The sequence below is a fragment of the Aeromonas allosaccharophila genome, from assembly GCF_000819685.1.
GTDB classification, from domain to species: domain Bacteria; phylum Pseudomonadota; class Gammaproteobacteria; order Enterobacterales; family Aeromonadaceae; genus Aeromonas; species Aeromonas allosaccharophila.
On the sequence record NZ_CDBR01000053.1, the window covers coordinates 19,190 to 36,116 of the forward strand.

At 64.0% G+C, this 16,927-nt stretch carries 16 protein-coding genes; 13 read left to right on the plus strand and 3 right to left on the minus strand.

Annotation, left to right across the window (positions count from 1 at the left end; genetic code table 11):
* Nucleotides 1-106: 106 nt before the first annotated feature.
* From BN1115_RS09950 to BN1115_RS09965, 4 genes are all read left to right on the plus strand, one after another.
* Nucleotides 107-1,063: an aminoimidazole riboside kinase gene (locus BN1115_RS09950; protein ID WP_082034832.1), complete on the plus strand. Its 957-nt coding sequence runs from the start codon at nucleotides 107-109 to the stop codon at nucleotides 1,061-1,063.
* A gap of 83 nt (nucleotides 1,064-1,146) precedes the next feature.
* Nucleotides 1,147-2,511, plus strand: coding sequence for a sucrose-specific PTS transporter subunit IIBC (locus BN1115_RS09955; protein ID WP_042657031.1), 1,365 nt, complete (start codon nucleotides 1,147-1,149; stop codon nucleotides 2,509-2,511).
* The gene (locus BN1115_RS09960; protein ID WP_042657032.1) at nucleotides 2,511-3,926 is read left to right on the plus strand and encodes a glycoside hydrolase family 32 protein; all 1,416 of its coding nucleotides are present in this window, start codon (nucleotides 2,511-2,513) and stop codon (nucleotides 3,924-3,926) included. Before BN1115_RS09955 ends, BN1115_RS09960 begins: the two co-directional genes overlap by 1 nt.
* A 27-nt stretch (nucleotides 3,927-3,953) precedes the next feature.
* Nucleotides 3,954-4,964: a LacI family DNA-binding transcriptional regulator gene (locus tag BN1115_RS09965; protein ID WP_042657033.1), complete on the plus strand. Its 1,011-nt coding sequence runs from the start codon at nucleotides 3,954-3,956 to the stop codon at nucleotides 4,962-4,964.
* Nucleotides 4,965-5,058: 94 nt separating this feature from the next.
* Here BN1115_RS09965 and BN1115_RS09970 read toward each other — a convergent pair whose 3' ends face one another.
* The 3 genes from BN1115_RS09970 to BN1115_RS09980 all read right to left on the minus strand — a co-directional run bounded on the left by BN1115_RS09970 (nucleotide 5,059) and on the right by BN1115_RS09980 (nucleotide 7,063).
* Entirely contained in the window at nucleotides 5,059-5,787 is a 729-nt protein-coding gene (locus BN1115_RS09970) for an MgtC/SapB family protein (protein WP_042657034.1), read from the minus strand.
* Nucleotides 5,788-6,051: 264 nt separating this feature from the next.
* A complete protein-coding gene (locus BN1115_RS09975; protein WP_042657035.1) occupies nucleotides 6,052-6,456 on the minus strand; it encodes a hypothetical protein in 405 nt (134 codons plus the stop codon).
* A 421-nt stretch (nucleotides 6,457-6,877) separates the two neighbouring features.
* On the minus strand, nucleotides 6,878-7,063 hold the full coding sequence (locus BN1115_RS09980; protein ID WP_033136592.1) for a YgaP family membrane protein: 186 nt from the start codon (nucleotides 7,061-7,063) through the stop codon (nucleotides 6,878-6,880).
* A gap of 88 nt (nucleotides 7,064-7,151) precedes the next feature.
* Between BN1115_RS09980 and BN1115_RS09985 the strand changes: the two genes are divergently transcribed.
* From BN1115_RS09985 to BN1115_RS10025, 9 genes are read left to right on the plus strand one after another with little or no spacing between them, the layout of a single operon-like run.
* Entirely contained in the window at nucleotides 7,152-7,466 is a 315-nt protein-coding gene (locus tag BN1115_RS09985; RefSeq protein ID WP_042657036.1) for an ArsR/SmtB family transcription factor, read from the plus strand.
* Nucleotides 7,466-7,879 carry a YeeE/YedE family protein gene (locus tag BN1115_RS09990; RefSeq protein ID WP_042657037.1) on the plus strand — a complete coding sequence of 138 codons (414 nt, stop codon included), beginning with the start codon at nucleotides 7,466-7,468 and terminating at the stop codon, nucleotides 7,877-7,879. The genes BN1115_RS09985 and BN1115_RS09990 overlap by 1 nt, the downstream gene beginning before the upstream one ends.
* Before the next feature lie 13 nt (nucleotides 7,880-7,892).
* Nucleotides 7,893-8,372, plus strand: coding sequence for a YeeE/YedE family protein (locus BN1115_RS09995; RefSeq protein WP_042657038.1), 480 nt, complete (start codon nucleotides 7,893-7,895; stop codon nucleotides 8,370-8,372).
* A gap of 33 nt (nucleotides 8,373-8,405) precedes the next feature.
* Nucleotides 8,406-9,446 (plus strand): efflux RND transporter periplasmic adaptor subunit, encoded by a 1,041-nt coding sequence (locus tag BN1115_RS10000; protein ID WP_042657039.1) that lies wholly within the window; start codon nucleotides 8,406-8,408, stop codon nucleotides 9,444-9,446.
* Nucleotides 9,439-12,615 (plus strand): efflux RND transporter permease subunit, encoded by a 3,177-nt coding sequence (locus tag BN1115_RS10005; RefSeq protein ID WP_042657040.1) that lies wholly within the window; start codon nucleotides 9,439-9,441, stop codon nucleotides 12,613-12,615. The genes BN1115_RS10000 and BN1115_RS10005 overlap by 8 nt, the downstream gene beginning before the upstream one ends.
* 27 nt (nucleotides 12,616-12,642) lie before the next feature.
* On the plus strand, nucleotides 12,643-13,782 hold the full coding sequence (locus BN1115_RS10010) for an efflux RND transporter periplasmic adaptor subunit (protein ID WP_042657041.1): 1,140 nt from the start codon (nucleotides 12,643-12,645) through the stop codon (nucleotides 13,780-13,782).
* Nucleotides 13,775-14,464: an ABC transporter ATP-binding protein gene (locus tag BN1115_RS10015; RefSeq protein ID WP_042657042.1), complete on the plus strand. Its 690-nt coding sequence runs from the start codon at nucleotides 13,775-13,777 to the stop codon at nucleotides 14,462-14,464. Before BN1115_RS10010 ends, BN1115_RS10015 begins: the two co-directional genes overlap by 8 nt.
* Nucleotides 14,465-15,679 (plus strand): ABC transporter permease, encoded by a 1,215-nt coding sequence (locus tag BN1115_RS10020; RefSeq protein ID WP_042657043.1) that lies wholly within the window; start codon nucleotides 14,465-14,467, stop codon nucleotides 15,677-15,679. It abuts the gene before it with no gap.
* Nucleotides 15,679-16,878, plus strand: a complete 1,200-nt coding sequence (locus tag BN1115_RS10025; RefSeq protein ID WP_042657150.1) for an ABC transporter permease — start codon at nucleotides 15,679-15,681, stop codon at nucleotides 16,876-16,878. The genes BN1115_RS10020 and BN1115_RS10025 overlap by 1 nt, the downstream gene beginning before the upstream one ends.
* Nucleotides 16,879-16,927: the final 49 nt, after the last annotated feature.

Genomic DNA, 16,927 nt, shown 5'->3' on the forward strand with positions numbered 1-16,927 from the left:
CCGATCACAAAAATGGCAGCCGGTGCCGAGATCTGTTGGTTGGCTAAAACGGTTTAGCTGATAATGCCAGCCAACAGAACAGAGTTCGGGTTTGACCGAGGATCCGATGCAGCAGTGGAGTAGCAAGGTGACGAATCGTGTGTGGGTAATGGGGGATGCGGTGGTGGACTTGATCCCGGAAGGGGCGTTGCACTACCTCAAGTGTCCGGGTGGCGCACCCGCCAATGTGGCGGTTGGCGTGGCACGGCTGGGTGGCGATGCGGCCTTTATCGGCCGGGTTGGTGCTGACCCGTTCGGCCGCTTTATGGCCGAGACCCTGAGCGGGGAGGGGGTGGATATTGGTGCGCTGCGGCTCGATCCAGACCATCGCACCTCTACCGTGCTGGTAGAACTTGATGACGAGGGGGAGCGCAGCTTCACCTTTATGGTGCGCCCCAGTGCCGACCAGTTTCTCACCCCAAATGAGTTGCCCCGCTTCGACGCCGGTCAGTGGCTGCTCACCTGCTCCATCGCGCTCGCCAACGAGCCGGTACGCACCAGCTGCCTGCAGGCTATGGCCGCCATCAAGGCGGCAGGCGGGCGAGTCTGCTTCGACCCCAACCTGCGTCCCGAGGTGTGGGGCAACCCCGCCGAGATGCTGCCGCTGGTGCGTCAGGCAATTGCACAGGCGGATGTGGTCAAGCTCTCCATTGAGGAGCTGCAACTGCTGAGTGGCGAGGATGAGCTGGCCGCCGGGCTCGCGACGCTCTCTGGCCCGGCGCTGGTGCTGGTGACCAGAGGGGCGGCCGGGGTAGTGGCTCGCCTTGATGGCGAGTTGCTGGAGTGGGTGGGGCAGAGAGTGACCCCGCTCGACACCACGGGGGCGGGGGATGCCTTCGTCGCCGGTCTGCTGGCGGCGCTGGCCGGGCGCTCGTCGCTGCCGACGCTGGCCGAGCTACCCGCCATCCTGGCTCAGGCCCACGGCTGCGGGGCGCTCGCCACCACCGCCAAGGGGGCGATGACGGCGCTGCCGACCCACTCCGAACTGGATGCCTTTTTGCGATCAGGCGCAAGCGGCTGTTGAGCTGCGGCTAGAAGCCCGGCTCGACAGCCCCTACTCTCATGTGACAAGGACTCGCCAGCGTGGCGAGTCATAAGAGGAAGAATATGAATATCAGTGCGATAGCCAAGGATCTGGTGCCCCTGCTCGGGGGCAAGGAGAATATCGTCAGCGCTGCCCACTGCGCCACCCGGCTGCGGTTGGTGCTGGCCGATGACAGCAAGGTAAACAAGGCCGCCATCGACAAGCTGGAGGGGGTCAAGGGGTGCTTTAGCAACGCGGGCCAAATTCAGGTGATCTTCGGCACCGGTCTGGTCAACAAGGTCTATGCGGAGTTTGTGGCGCTGACCGGTACCGGCACCGCCAGCAAGGCGGAGCTGACCGACATGGCAGCGGCCAAGCTCAACGTGGCCCAGCGGTTGGCGCGAACCCTCTCCAACATCTTCGTGCCGATCATTCCGGCCATCGTCGCCTCGGGCTTGCTGATGGGGCTGCTCGGCATGGTGCGCACCTACGGCTGGGTCAATGCCGACAGCGCCCTGTTTGTGATGCTCGACATGTTCAGCTCGGCGGCCTTTATCATACTGCCGATCCTCATCGGCTTTACGGCAGCACGTGAGTTTGGTGGCAATCCGTACCTCGGGGCGACCCTTGGCGGCATCCTCACCCACCCGGCGTTGACCAACGCCTGGGGCGTGGCCGGTGGCTTCAAGACCATGGACTTCTTCGGGCTCGATGTCGCCATGATCGGCTATCAGGGCACCGTCTTCCCGGTGCTCTTGGCGGTCTGGTTTATGTCCCATCTGGAGAAACAGCTGCGCAAGCGCATTCCGGATGCGCTGGATCTGATCCTCACGCCATTCCTCACCGTCATCATCACCGGTTTCGTGGCGCTGCTCTTTATCGGCCCGGCGGGTCGGGTATTGGGGGATGGCATCTCGTTCGGTCTGAGCGCCCTCTATGAGCAGGCAGGCTGGTTGGCGGGGCTGGTGTTTGGTGGCACTTACTCGCTGATCGTCATCACCGGCATTCATCACAGCTTCCATGCCATCGAGGCGGGGCTGCTGGCCAATCCGCAAATTGGCGTCAACTTCCTGCTGCCCATCTGGGCCATGGCCAACGTGGCACAGGGCGGGGCTTGCCTCGCGGTCTACTTCAAGACCCGCGACGTGAAGATCAAGGCCATTACCGTGCCGGCGGCCATGTCGTGCCTGCTGGGTATCACGGAAGCGGCGATCTTCGGGGTGAACCTGCGTTACATCAAACCCTTCCTCGCCGGTCTGTTTGGGGGGGCCTGCGGCGGCGCCTACGTGGTGGCGGCCAAGGTGGGGATGACGGCGGTGGGGCTGACCGGTATTCCCGGCATGGCCATCGTCCAGCCCATGAGCCTTATTCATTACATCATCGGGTTGGTGATCGCCTTTGGCGCCGCCTTCGCCGCATCCTACCTGCTCAAGTACAAGGTGGAGTGATGAAGGAAAGCGATCTTCTCAACCAGATTGTCCGGTCGCTGCTGGCCGGACAGCTCAAGGCGGCGGCCGATCCCCATCGGCCTCGCTGGCATCTGGCAGCCCCGGTGGGGCTGCTTAACGATCCCAACGGTTTTATCGAGCACGACGGGCGCTACCACCTCTTCTACCAGTGGAATCCGCTTGGCTGCGAGCACCGCAACAAGGGCTGGGGCCATGTCACCTCCACCGATCTGTTGCACTGGCAGCACGAGCCGATTGCACTATTGCCCACCGAAGCCTATGAGAGCCACGGCTGCTATTCGGGCTCTGCGGTGAGCGACGAGCAGGGGCGTCTGACCCTTATCTACACCGGCAATGTCAAATACCCGGATGGCAGTCGTACCGCCTATCAGTGTCTGGCCCGCGCCGACGGTGAGGGGGGCTTCGAGAAGCTGGGGCCGGTGCTGGATCTACCCGAAGGCTACAGCGGCCATGTGCGCGACCCCAAGGTGTGGCACGACGGCCAGCAGTGGCTGATGGTGCTGGGTGCGCGCCCCCTGAATGACAAGGGTGAAGTGTTGCTCTATCGTGGCGACACCCTGCAAAGCTGGCAGCGGGTGGGCCCCATCGCCGGTAGCGGGCGAGGGGGGCTGGGTGAGTTTGGCTATATGTGGGAGTGCCCGGATCTCTTCCCGCTGGGGGAGCGCCATGTGCTGATCAGCTGCCCGCAAGGGATTGCCCCGGCAGGCGAGGATTATCGCAACCTCTACCAGTGCGGCTGGCTGGTGGGGGACTTCGACGGCGAGCGCTTCGAGCACGGGGCTTTCCACGAGCTGGACCGGGGCTTCGAGTTCTATGCACCGCAAACCACCCGAGACAGTCAGGGGCGCCGCCTCTTGTTTGGCTGGCTGGGTCTGCCGGAAGAGAACGAGATGAGCCAACCTACTGTCGCTCACGGCTGGATCCACCAGATGAGCTGCCCGCGGGAGCTGTTCTGGCAGGATGAGTGGCTCTGCCAGCGACCGGTGGCGGAGCTCGCGGCATTGAAGGGGGAGCTGACCCGCTTCGAGGGGACGCTTGGCGAGTTTCCGGGGCTGGTCATCGACTCGGCCTGGCTCGATCTGGATCTCTGCGGCGAGGGGAGCCTCTGGTTCGGCGCTGTGGCCGAGCTGGTGTGGCAGCCGGGGCGCATCACCTTGCGACGCCAGAACTGGCAGAGCGGAGTGTGGGAGACCCGCAGCAGCCCCTGGGCTGGCGGGCGGATCACCGTGCTGTGTGATCGCTCCAGTCTGGAGTGTTTCATCGATGAGGGTTGCCACAGCCTGTCGGCGCGCTACTTCCCCGGAGAGATGCCGCAACTTTCATCAGGTAACGGCGATGATGGCTGCAAAATTTGCCTCAATCACTGGCCGCTGTCGGCGTGCCTAGTACAATAGCCCGGTTCTAGTCAGCCGGGAGGCCAGGTGGAGAAGAAGAAACGGATCACGATTGCACAGATTGCCGAATTGGCGGGGGTGTCCAAGGCGACCGCCAGTCTGGTGCTCAACGGGAAGAGTGCGGAGTACCGGATCGCCGACGATACCCGCAAGCGCATTCAGGCGGTGGCGGATGAGTGTCACTACCTGCCGAGCTTTCACGCCCGCTCCCTGCGCGAGACCCGCAGTTACACTTGGGGGCTGGTGATCCCCGATCTCACCAACTTCGGTTTTGCCCGCATCGCCCGTGCCCTCGAGGCGCACTGCCGGGAGGCGGGCATCCAGCTGCTGATCGCCTGCTCCGAGGATGATCCCGTCCTCGAGCAGCGGGTGGTGGACAACCTCATCAGCCGTCAGGTGGATGGGCTGATTGTCGCCTCCAGCGGCCACAGCGATGACATCTATGCCCGCATTCACGACCGCTTGCCGGTGGTGCAGCTCGACCGCCACATCGGCGAGTCGCGCCTGCCCATGGTGATCTCCGATGCCTGCAAGGCCACCGCCGAGCTGGTGCGGGACATGACCAGCGAGTGCGGCGAGGAGATCTACTACTTCGGCGGTTTGCTGGATCTCTCCCCCAGTCGTCACCGGCTGGCGGGTTATGAGCTGGGGCTCCATCGCGCCGGGCTTGAGGCCGATGCCGTCCGGGTGCGCCATCGCGACTATCAGCCGAGCTCCGGTTATCAGCTGATGGCCGAGCTGGTGGCCGAGCTGGGGGCGCCCCCCAGGGGGCTCTTTACCGCCTCCTTTACTTTGCTGGAAGGGGTGCTGCGCTACCTCAACGAGGCGGGGCTGATGGAGACGGGGATGCGGCTGTGCACCTTCGATGATCACGACCTGCTCGACTGCATTCCCATGCGCATCGACTCGGTGGCGCAGGATTGTCCGGCGCTAGCCCGCGCCGCCTTCGAGCTGATGCAGCAACTGATTGCGAGCAATCCCCCGGCGCAGACAGCCCAGGTGATCACCCCCAGGGTGCGCTGGCGCAGTCGCCGCTAGCCACGCCGCTTCGCCCATCCCATATGAAAAAGCCCCGCCATGGCTGGCGGGGCTTTTTGCTATTGGTGGATGGTTCGTTCCTCTGAGCGGCAGCTCAATCCGTGGTGCTGGCGCGCCAGAACACCTGCTTGATATGGGGATGGATGGCCAGTTTTTGCATCAGGGCATCCAGCTCGTCGCCATCGATGGAGGTAGCCAGCAGCACCGCCGAGATCTCCAGATCCCGCACCCCGAACGGCTCGATATCGAGCTCGCTCAAGGGATAGTTGGCCTGCTCCAGCATCTCTTCCAGCCAGTGCAGCACCTCTTTTTGATGTTCACGCTGGGTCAGCGCCGTCACCTTGTAGGTCACTTCGGTGTCGGTATTGTCCACCGGGCGGCGGTTGATCTGATTGACCAGCGGCCGCAGCAGGGTGTTGGCGGCCAGCACAAAGAGGGCCCCCAGAATTGCCTCCATGGCCAGTCCGGCGCCACAGGCGGCGCCGACCGCTGCCACGCCCCAGAGGGTGGCGGCGGTGTTGATACCGCGGATATTGCCCGACTCGCGCATGATGACGCCGGCGCCGAGAAAGCCGATGCCGGAGACGATATAGGCCACCACATGGACCACGTTGTAGTTGCCGCCGTGCAGGTCATAGATGCGCTGGGCCAGACTGACGAACAGGGCCGCCCCCACGGCGACCAGCACGTTGGTACGCAGGCCCGCGGTACGTTGGCGGTACTGGCGCTCCAGCCCGACCAGGCTACCAAGCACAAAGGCGAGCAGCAGGCTGGCCAGGGTGTCAAGCAGGGAGATCATGTCAATTTGTTGCCACATCTTCATGGCGTACTCCTTCTGATAAGTGCTGGCTTGGCGCAATCCATGATGAAACGCCGATGGCGGATGGATCAGGGGATGATTGCGGGGGTGTCCAGCAGAAAAAACAACACAGCGCACCGACCCTTGGGCACTTAGGGGCGAGCCGAGCATAGGCGCGAACATAAACGGCATATCGGCTATCCGATCAGCCGCAGAGCAAGCGGTTGCTCACGACAAGGGGGCCAGCGTGGCTGGCCCCCTTTACCTCTGGTTAACGCAGGCGTGCGGTCAGTTGAGTTCGGGATCGCAGTCGATGCGCGGGCGCAGTTGCCAGCGCACCGGATGTGCTACTCCGACCTGATGAACAAATTGCACCAGATAGCGTCGCTGGGGCGGGGTGCACTGCAGGTTGAGCACCAGCTCACGCCCGCCGCCGCGACCCGGCTTCATCGATTGCATCGGTTGCAGCCCCGCAGGTTGCAGGGTGTGGTTCACCAGATCCAGCACCTGCTCCATATCGGCGCGATCCTCGCAGCGGATCTGCAGCCGGTAGTGGTGCTGACGCTGTTTGCCGCCCAGCCAGCGTGGCAGCATGCCACGGCCGAGCTTGCTCAGCAGGGGGTGAGCCCGGGTTGCAACAGAACCTGTTGCGACCGCGCGATCCGCAGCCGGTTTGATTGAGATAAAACGCATAGCAGCCTCCTTGTGGGAAGCAGAAACTATGCAGGCATGGCGACTGTGGCGGTTGGCCACTGGTTGCCAGACGTCAAGTGTAAAAAGGGAGAAGAGGGGAGTGGATTTCCGCTTCTCGCATGGTTGCGAGTTGCGGCAGAGGAAATCTGCGGCTAGCTCGCGACCGGGGTGCCGACGATAAGGGTCGGCAGACATCTGTCACTTGATGAGTTGCCCACTGATGGTCTCCGCTGTGTTAAGAACGGCGAAATGGTACTCATCCAGAGCGGTGAGGTAAAGCCTCAACTCCCTTTCAGCAACATTTAGATACAAGTTTGTCAATAATCGGGGTCGGCTGGCTACTACAAGGACGATGAAAGAGCGGTGAGCACCATCACTGCCCTCGTTCCATCTTCTGCTCTCCCCACCGTCACCCGTGACCCTATTTCAACCCCATCCGTTTGAGGATCATTGCGGCCGGGCAGAAACCGGTGAATGCGCTCTGGATCAGGTTGACCCCGACAAAGGCACTCAACCAGACAAAGCCCGGATGAACCCAGGTGGTAAGGATAAGCGAGAGCAGCAACATGCAACCCGCGACGATTCTGACTCCGTTATCTACTGTCATGGTCTTTCTCCTTATCTACTTTAGATATTGCTAATTTAGTGTTGTTTTATACAATAGAACAAATATCAGCAATTGCTAATTTACTCTTATGGGCCAATTCGACGAGATGAACAGACATGCGACAGCCGCCGCCTCCCTGCTCAAGGCGTTGGCTCATCCCGAACGCCTGATGGTGCTCTGCCAGCTGGTGGAGGGGGAGAAGGGGGTCGGGGAGCTGCTGGCCCATAGCCAACTCGGGCAGTCGGCTTTCTCCCAGCAACTTTCGGTATTGAAGCGCTATGGCCTTATCCGTTCGCGCAAGGTTTCCCAGCAGATCTACTACTCGCTGGTGAGCGAGGCGGCTGCCGATGTGTTGGGGGCGCTGCAAACCCATTTTTGTCACTCAGAAAATAAGGAATCTTGATGATGGAAAGCCAATGGCTGCTCTCTTTGGGCGGCGGCATGCTGGCGGGGCTGTCGGCCCTGATCCTGATGTTGTTCAACGGCCGGGTGGCCGGGATCAGCGGCATTCTGGCCGGTGCGCTGCAACACCGTGCACCGTGGCGAGTGCTGTTTCTGCTGGGGCTCGGGGCGGGCGCCTGGTTGGCGCTGACTCTGGGTTGGGCCAGTATGCCCGCATTCACCACCTTGCCCGGCTGGCCCGTAGTGTTTCTGGCAGGTCTGCTGGTCGGCATCGGTACCCGTCTTGGCAATGGCTGCACCAGCGGCCACGGCATCTGTGGCATGGGGCGGCTCTCCCTGCGCTCCATCGTCGCCACCCTGACCTTTATGGCGGCTGGCTTTATCACCGTCTTCGTCACTCATCATCTGCTGTAAGGGGCTGATTGCCATGAAGTTGCTGACAAGTTTGTTTGCGGGTGTGTTGTTCGGACTGGGGATGGCCATCTCCGGCATGATGGATCCCGCCCGGGTCACCGGTTTCCTCGATCTGGCCGGGGCCTGGGATCCCAGCCTCGCCTTCGTGATGGGAGGGGCCCTGCTGGTCTTTATGCCGGGTTATTTTCTGCTGGTGAAACCCCGTAGCCAGAGTGTGCTGGGAGAGCCCATCGTCGCCGTACCGGCTCCCAGACTGGAGCGCCGGCTGATCGGCGGGGCCGTGCTGTTTGGTATCGGCTGGGGGCTGGTGGGTATCTGCCCGGGGCCTGCTCTGAGTCTCATTTCCAGCGGGCAGCCCATGATAATGTTGTTTATAGCGGCCATGGTGGCCGGGATCTTGCTGTTTGACAAAGGGCTGGCCAGGGTGCTGACCAAGGCGCCAGCTCGGGGAGTGGATGAAGGTGCGCCAGTCCCATACCGCCTGATCCCGTGAAGTGACAGATTACGCCAGGGAAGGAGAGTAATGATGGAAAAGATCCGGTTGCTGGGGATCACCTTGTTGGTGATGACATCGCAGGCCATGACATCCCCCCGGGCCCTTGCTGCTGAAGGGGAGCCAGAGCCCCCGTTGACAGTGGCGCCACAGCCGGTGACCGACTGGCTGACGCTGGATGGCACCGTCAGTGCCATCAATCAGGGGACGGTGGCGGCCCAGACCAGCGGCCGGGTCTCCCGCATGCTGGTGGATGTGAACGATCAGGTGCAGGCGGGGCAACCGCTGCTGGAGATCAGCGGCAAGGAGCAGTTTGCCGCCGTCACGGGTGCTGAGGCGCGGCTGGCGCGGGCGCAGGCTCAGCGGGTGGAAGCCGAGCGCCAGCTCGCCCGCTTTCAGGCGCTGATTGCCAAGGGGGTGATCACCCGCGCCCAGCTCGACAATGCCCAGGCGACGGATCGCGCCGCCCGTGCCGAGGTGAACGCTGCCGATGCGGCTCTCACTCAGGCTCGCGAGGCCTACGGTTATACCCGCATTCTGGCCCCTTACGCCGGAGTGGTGACCAAACGGCTGGTAGAGCTGGGGGAGACAGTTGCCCCCGGCACCCCTCTGCTCTCCGGCTTCTCTCTCGACACCTTGCGGGTGGAGGTGGAGTTGCCCCAATCCGCCCTGACGCTTGCTCGTGAGCCTGCGGATGTGCAGGTGCTGCTGCCGGATGGCAAGTCTGTTACCCCGGTCAAATTGACCCGCTTCAACTATGCCGACAGCCAGAGCCACGCCTTCAAGTTGCGCCTCGACTTGCCGCCGCAAACCGCCGGGGTATTGCCCGGCATGTGGCTCAAGGTGCAGCTCAAGCAGGGTGAGCGTCAGGTGTTGCAGGTGCCGGATCGCGCCCTGCTGCGGCAAGGGGAGTTCAACGGCGTCTATCTGCAGCAGCCCGCTGGCTGGGCCCTGACACCGGTGCGGGTCGGCCATTGCGTCGAGGGACAGTGCGAGATCCTGGCCGGGCTGCAAGCCGGTGACAAGCTGGCCCCCGATGCCTGGGCGCAGCAGCAGGAGGTGGCCCATGAGTAGCGATCTGAACGGCAACAGGGAGAGGCTGGGGCTCGCGGGTCGGCTGGCTGCGCTGTTTCAGGGCTCGGCCATCACTCCGCTGCTGGCGCTGGTGGGGCTGTTGCTCGGCCTGTTTGCGGTGCTGGTGACCCCCAAGGAGGAGGAGCCGCAGATCGATGTCACCTTCGCCGATGTCTATATCCCCTTCCCGGGAGCCACCCCGGCTGAAGTGGAATCCCTCGTCACTACCCCTGCCGAGCAGGTGGTTTCCCAGATAAAGGGTATTGATACCCTTTACTCTTTTTCCCAACCTGATGGCGCCCTGCTGGTGGTGGTGTTCAAGGTGGGGGTGAGCCGCGAGCAGGCCATCGTCGATCTCAACAACCAGCTCGACTCCAACCGCGATTGGCTGCCACAGGGGATCGGAGTCGGTCAGCCACTGGTAAAACCCCGGGGGATCGACGATGTCCCTATCGTCAGTTTGACCTTATGGAGCAAAGAGTGGAACAAAGAGGGGAGCAAGCAACTGGGGGCACCCGAGCTGACCCGGGTCGCCCATGAGTTGGAGACCGAACTCAAGCGCATTCCCGGTACCCGCGATATTTACACGCTGGGCAGCCAAGGTGCCGTGTTGCGGGTGATGCCGGATCCGGCGGCCCTTAGCGCCCACGGCATCAGCTGGGGCGATCTGAGCCAGCGACTGGCGGTCGCCAATCAGGTAGGCACCACACAGGCTATCGAGCAGAACAACAGTGAGATCAAGGTACAGGTGGGGCAGTTCCTGCAAAGCGAGCAGGAGGCCCGCGAGCTGGTGGTGGGGCTGCACGACGGCAAGCCGGTCTATCTGGCGGATGTGGCCAGGGTTTCTCTGGGTCAGGAGACCCCGACCAAACGCAGCTGGATGGGGCTGGGGGATCGCAGCTATCCGGCGGTGACGCTGGCCATCGGCAAGCAGCCGGGTCAGAACGCGGTCGAGGTGGCCAAGCGGGTGGAGGCGCGGGTCGAGAGTTTGCAGAACCGGCTTATCCCTGCGGGGGTCGAGGTGACGGTGACCCGTGACTACGGCGTCACCGCCGAGACCAAATCCAACACCCTCATCGGCAAGCTGATTTTTGCCACCACGGCGGTGGTGCTGCTGGTACTGGTGAGCATGGGCTGGCGCGAGGCGCTGGTGGTGGGGGTGGCCATCGTCATCACCCTGGCGCTGACCCTGTTTGCCAGCTGGGCCTGGGGTTTTACCCTCAACCGGGTGTCGCTGTTTGCGCTGATCTTCTCCATCGGCATTCTGGTGGATGACGCCATCGTGGTGGTGGAGAACATCCACCGCCATCGCGGTTTGGGCAAGGGGGCGCTCAAGGATCTTATTCCGGGGGCGGTGGAAGAGGTGGGGGGGCCAACCATACTGGCGACCCTGACCGTCATCGCGGCCCTGCTGCCGATGGCCTTTGTCAGCGGCCTGATGGGCCCCTACATGAGCCCCATCCCCATCAATGCCAGCATGGGGATGCTCATCTCCCTGCTGGTGGCCTTTATCTTCTCCCCCTGGCTGGCGAACCATTTGCTCAAGGGTGAGGTGCATGCTGCTCACGGCGAGGCCAAGGCTGGTCTTTTTCACCGGCTGATGACCCCTTTCCTGATCGGTGACGGCGCCAAGCGTGCCAGACGCAAGCTCTGGCTGCTGGTGTTGCTGCTGGTCGGGGCCGCCACCGCCATGCCGGTGGTGCAGTGGGTGGTGCTCAAGATGCTCCCCTTTGACAACAAGTCGGAATTTCAGCTGGTGCTCGATATGCCGGAGGGGGCGACCCTGGAGCAGACCGAGCGCACCCTGCTGGCGGTCGGGCGGGAGCTTGCCAAGGTGGAAGAGGTGAAGGATTACCAGATCTATGCCGGCACCGCCGCCCCCATCAATTTCAACGGGCTGGTGCGCCACTACTTTATCCGCAGCGGCGCCAACGTGGGGGATATTCAGGTCAATCTGGTGGACAAGCATGAACGGGATCGCAGCAGTCACCAGATTGCCCAGTCGGTTCGGGAGCCGCTGCAGGCCATCGCCAGTGCGGCAGGGGGCAACCTGAAAGTCGTTGAGGTGCCGCCCGGCCCGCCGGTCTGGTCCCCCATCGTTGCCGAGATCTATGGCCCGACTCAGGCCGCCCGCGAAGCGGCCGCTCGCGCTGTACAGGCCCGTTTTGTGGCCACGGCGGATTTGGTGGATGTGGATATCTATCTGACCGACCCGCAGCCCAAGTGGCGGCTGGTGGTGGATCGCAGCAAGGCGGCCCTGCTCGGGGTCGATCTCGGGGATCTGGTGAACACCCTCAATGGCGGGGTGGGTTATCAGGATGCCAGCTGGCTGCAGGGGCATGGTGCCAAGTATCCGGTGCCGATCCGCATCGAACTGGCACCCGGTGACAAACGGGATCTGGCGGGCGTGCTGGCCCTCAAGGTGCGCAGCCAGAGCGGCCAGTTGGTGCGGGTCTCCGAGCTGGTGAGTCGCCGTGATGAGGTGGCCCCCAGCTATATCATGCACAAGAACATGCAGCCCATGGTGATGGTGGTGGCCGACATGGGTGGCCATACCGACAGCCCGCTCTACGGCATGTTTGCCGCCGGTGCCGACATCGATCTGCCCCAATATTACGTACAGCAGCCGGATAAACTGGGAGAGGTGGCGCTGTTGTGGGACGGGGAGTGGAAGATCACCTACGAGACCTTCCGTGACATGGGGCTAGCCTACGGAGTGGGGATGATCCTCATCTACCTGCTGGTGGTGGCCCAGTTCCGCTCCTATCTGGTGCCGCTCATCATCATGGCTCCCATTCCGCTCACCATCATAGGGGTGATGCCGGGCCACGCCCTGCTGGGGGCCCAGTTTACCGCCACCTCGATGATCGGGATGATCGCCTTGGCCGGGATCATCGTACGCAACAGCATCCTGCTGGTGGACTTTATCGAGCAGCAGCGCAGCGCCGGAGTGGCGTTCGAGCAGGCGGTGATCGAAGCGGCGCAGGTGCGGGCCAAACCCATCATGCTGACGGCGTTGGCGGCGATGATCGGAGCCCTGTTTATCCTCGATGATCCCATCTTCAACGGACTGGCCATCAGCCTGATTTTCGGGATCCTGGTCTCCACTTTGCTCACCCTGGTGGTGATACCCTTGCTCTATTATGCCCTGCTCTCCCGACGCACATGACGGGAGTCACTAGCGAAAGGATGCGCGATGAAGAGAGGTTGGTTGTGGTGGGTAAGTAGCGCCGTGGTGGCGGTGGCTGCTGTGGCATGGTGGTGGCGACCGCAGCCGACGCCGATCAGACTGGCAGAGGTCGGGCGGGGGGATGTGCTGGTCACTGTGGTCAACACCCGGGCTGGCACCATCAAGTCGTGTCAGCGGGCCGGACTCAGTCTACCCGGTGGCGGCGTGGTGGAGCAGATCTCCGTCAAGGCCGGGGAGCGGGTAGCCCGGGGAGATCTGCTGCTGACCCTCTGGAGTGACGATATTCACGCCGATCTCGCCCGGGCCCGCGCCCAGCAGGCCCTTGGCAAGACCCAGCGCGAGGAGCGTTGCAGCGAGGCGGCCTACTACGAGCGGGAGGCCAACCGGCTGGCCACCTTGCTGGCCAAAAACCTCACCTCCCGCACGCTCGCCGAGCAGGCCCAGAATCTGGCCGATACCCGCCGCTATATCTGCCGCGCATCCCGTCAGCAGGAGCGAGTCGATGAGGCGCAGGTCGCCCAGGTGGAGGCTCGCTTGAGCGAGCGCCGCCTGCAGGCACCGTTTGCCGGGGTGGTGGCGGAGGTCAACAGCAAGCTGGGCGAGTACATGACCCCCTCACCGCCCGGAGTGGCCATGCCCCCGGTTATCGATCTTATCGACGATAACTGTCTGTATGTCTCAGCCCCCATCGATGAGGTGGATGCCGCCCGCCTCAAGGTGGGTCAGTCTGCCCGGGTACTGCTCGATGCCATGCCCGGACGCGATTTCGCCGCCACCGTGACCCGCATCGCCCCCTATGTGAAGGAGCTGGAGAAGCAGGCCCGCACCGTGGAGGTGGAGGCTACGCTCACTGCCCTGCCCACCGATGTCCCCCTGCTTATCGGCTACAGTGCCGACCTTGAGGTCGAGGTGACCCGCGCCACCGATGTGCTGCGGGTAGCGGCCAGCAGCCGGGCCGACGATGGCAGCGTGCTGCGGCTGGAAGGGGATAGGCTGGTGCGGGTGGTGCCCCGCTGGGGCGTGGAGAACTGGAACTGGATTGAGGTGGCCGAAGGGCTCGCCGCCGGTGATCGGCTAGCCGCCCAGCCCGGACAGATTGTCGGGGAGGGCCCCTTTAGCGCTGCCACGGAGCAGCCGGATGAGTGATCTCATTCGCCTCGAGGCCGTCAGCCGTTGTTTCACTCTGGGGGGGAGCGAAGTGACCGCCCTCGATCGTGTTTCCCTGCGGGTTGCCGAGGGGGAGTATCTGGCGGTGATGGGCCCCTCGGGTTCCGGCAAATCGACCCTGCTCAATGTGCTGGGGCTGCTGGATCGGCCCGATGAGGGGCGCTACTGGCTGGGGGGCGAGGATACCGCCACCCTGTCAGAACCTGCGCTGGCCCAGCTGCGCGGCCACCGTATCGGTTTCGTGTTCCAGTCGTTTCACCTCATCTCCCGCCTCACCGCTCGTGAAAACGTCGAATTGCCGCTGATGCTGTGCGGGATCGCCCCCACCGAGCGCCATCGCCGCAGCCAGCAGTTGCTGGGGGAGTTGGGGCTGGAGAACCGGGCCGACCACAGGCCCGCAGAGCTCTCAGGCGGTCAGCGCCAGCGGGTGGCCATCGCCCGGGCCATGGCGATGGCACCGCGGTTGATCCTGGCCGACGAGCCCACCGGCAATCTCGACTCCCGCTCCGGGGAGGAGGTGATTACCCTGCTGGAGGAGCTCAACCGGGAGCAGGGGATCACGCTGGTGGTGGTGACCCACGATCCGCGCCTCGGTGAAAGGGCGGGCAGGCGGATCCTGATGAACGATGGCCGCATCAACATTGATAGCGGCGGTGGCTGAATGCGGCGCCCCGATGTGATCCGCTTTGCCGCCGTAGCCCTGCTGCGCCAGCGCTCACGGGCGCTGGTCTTGATCCTGGCGGTGAGTCTGAGCGTCACCTCGGTGCTGCTGCTCACCGCGCTGGGGGAGGGGGCGAGGCGCTATGTGGCCGACCAGTTCAGCTCCCTTGGCAAGGATCTGCTGGTGATGTTCCCGGGCCGCAAGGAGACCACAGGCGGGCTGCCGCCGGTCACCGGCAACAGTCTGCGGCAGATCACTCTCGATGATATGCACTACCTTGGCCAGCATCAGCCCAAGGTGCGGCTGGTGCCGCTGGTGATGGGCTTTGCCGAGGCCAAACAGGGGGCGCGGCTGCGCCAGACCATGCTGCTTGGCAGCAGCAACGGGCTGCGCGATACCCACGGGCTGGAGCTGCTCTCCGGCCGCTGGCTGCCGGGGGATGCCGCAGAGGATCGACCGGCCGTCCTGCTCGGGGCCAAGGTGGCCCGTGAGCTGTTCGGTCAGGCCGATCCGGTCGGTCAGTGGCTGCGTTTTGACAATCGCCGCTTTCGGGTGGTGGGGGTATTCACCAGCCAGAGCAGCAATCTGGGAATGGATATGGCCGAGGCGGCGCTGATCCCGGTGGGCAGCGCCATGCGGCTGTTCAACACCGAGGGGCTGTTTCGGCTGCTGATCCAGCCGCTGGCGGGGCAAGCGGTGCCCCCGCTGGTCAAGCGACTGGAGCAGCTGATGCAGGCGCGCCACGGGATGCTCGATGTGACCGTGGTGCGCCGTGACGCCATGCTGGCCACCTTCTCCACCATTCTCTCGACCCTCACCCTGGCAGTTGCCGGCATCGGCGCCATCAGCCTGCTGGTCTCCGGCATCATGATGATGAATCTGGCGCTGATCAGCACCCGCCAGCGCACTGGCGAGATCGGCCTGCTCAAGGCGTTGGGGGCCGACAGTCGCCAGATCCGCCAGCTGTTTTTGTGGGAGGCGCTGCTGTTGAGCGGCAGTGGCGCGCTGTTTGGCACTGCTCTGGGCTATGCCCTGGTTGCCCTCGCCGGGCTGGTGTGGCCCGGTTTCCCAGCGGCCGTCCCTCTGCTCGCTACCCTCTGCACCATACCGGCGGCCCTGCTGACCGGGCTATTCTTTAGCTGGCTGCCCGCCTCCCGGGCGGCACGGCAGGATCCGGTCAGCAGCCTGCGCAGCGGGCAGTGGAGCGGTGGCTGATGCGCGCCGCCGATCTGCTGTTCTGGCTCTGGCGCGCCTTGCTGGCAGGGCGCAGTCGCAGCCTGCTGTCGGCGCTCGGCATCGCCATCGGGATCGCTTCGGTGACCCTGCTCACCGGGATTGGCGAGGGGCTCAGGCTCTATCTGCTCGACAGCTTCTCCCAATTTGGCACCCGGCTGATCGCCGTGACGCCGGGCAAGACCGAAACCGCAGGCGGCCCGCCCGGCATTCTCTCCAGCAGCCGTCCCCTGCTGCTGGAGAATGCCGATGCCCTCGCCAGATTGCCGGGTATAGAGGCGGCACTGCCGGTGGTGCAGGGGCAGGGGGAGGTGCGCAGCCGCGGGCTGACCCGCAGCACCGCCATTCTGGGCACCGGCCCGGCGGCGCTCTCCGGCTGGCGCCTCACCCTGGTGCAGGGGCGTTTTCTGCCCGCGGACGACAGCGCCATGCCCCGCGCCTATGCGGTGCTGGGTTCAAAGGTGGCGGCGGAGCTGTTTCCCGGTGGCGATGCGCCGGGGAACTTGCTGCGCGCCGGTGATCGCCGTTTTCGGGTGGCCGGGGTGCTGGCCCCCAAAGGGCAATTTCTCGGCTTTGATCTGGACGACATGATCTATCTGCCCGCCGCCCACGCCCAGGCGCTGTTCAACAAGGAGGGGTTGCAGGAGATCGACGTCATCTATCGCGCCGGGCAGAGGGAGGCCGATATCTCCGCCCAGATCAGGCGGGTGCTGATCGCTCGCCATGGCGCCGAGGATTTTACCCTTACCTCCCAGCAGGACATGCTGACCAGCCTCGACAAGATCCTCTCCATCATCAAGCTGGCGGTTGGTGGGCTCGGCATCATCTCGCTGTTGATCGGGGCGGTCGGCATCTTCAGCATCATGAGCATCGCCCAGCAGGAGCGGATCCCCGAAGTGGGCTTGCTGATGGCGCTGGGCTGCCCGCGGCGCCGCATCCTATTGCTGTTCCTGCTCGAAGCCGTGGTGCTGGCGCTGCTGGGCGGGGCCATGGGGCTGGCCCTGCTCGGCGGGCTCAAGCTGTTGCTCGCATTGCTGGTGTCTGGGTTGCCGCTCACCCTCCATCCTCTCTATCTGCTGCTGGCGCTCGGTTGCAGCGCGCTGGTCGGCCTGCTGGCCGGGGTCGCCCCCGCGCTGCGGGCAGTGCGTCTCGACCCAGTGGTTGCCCTGCGAGGTGACTAGGCGACCACCTCCGCGACCGGCAGGTTGCGCTCTGGCCTGAACAGGGGGG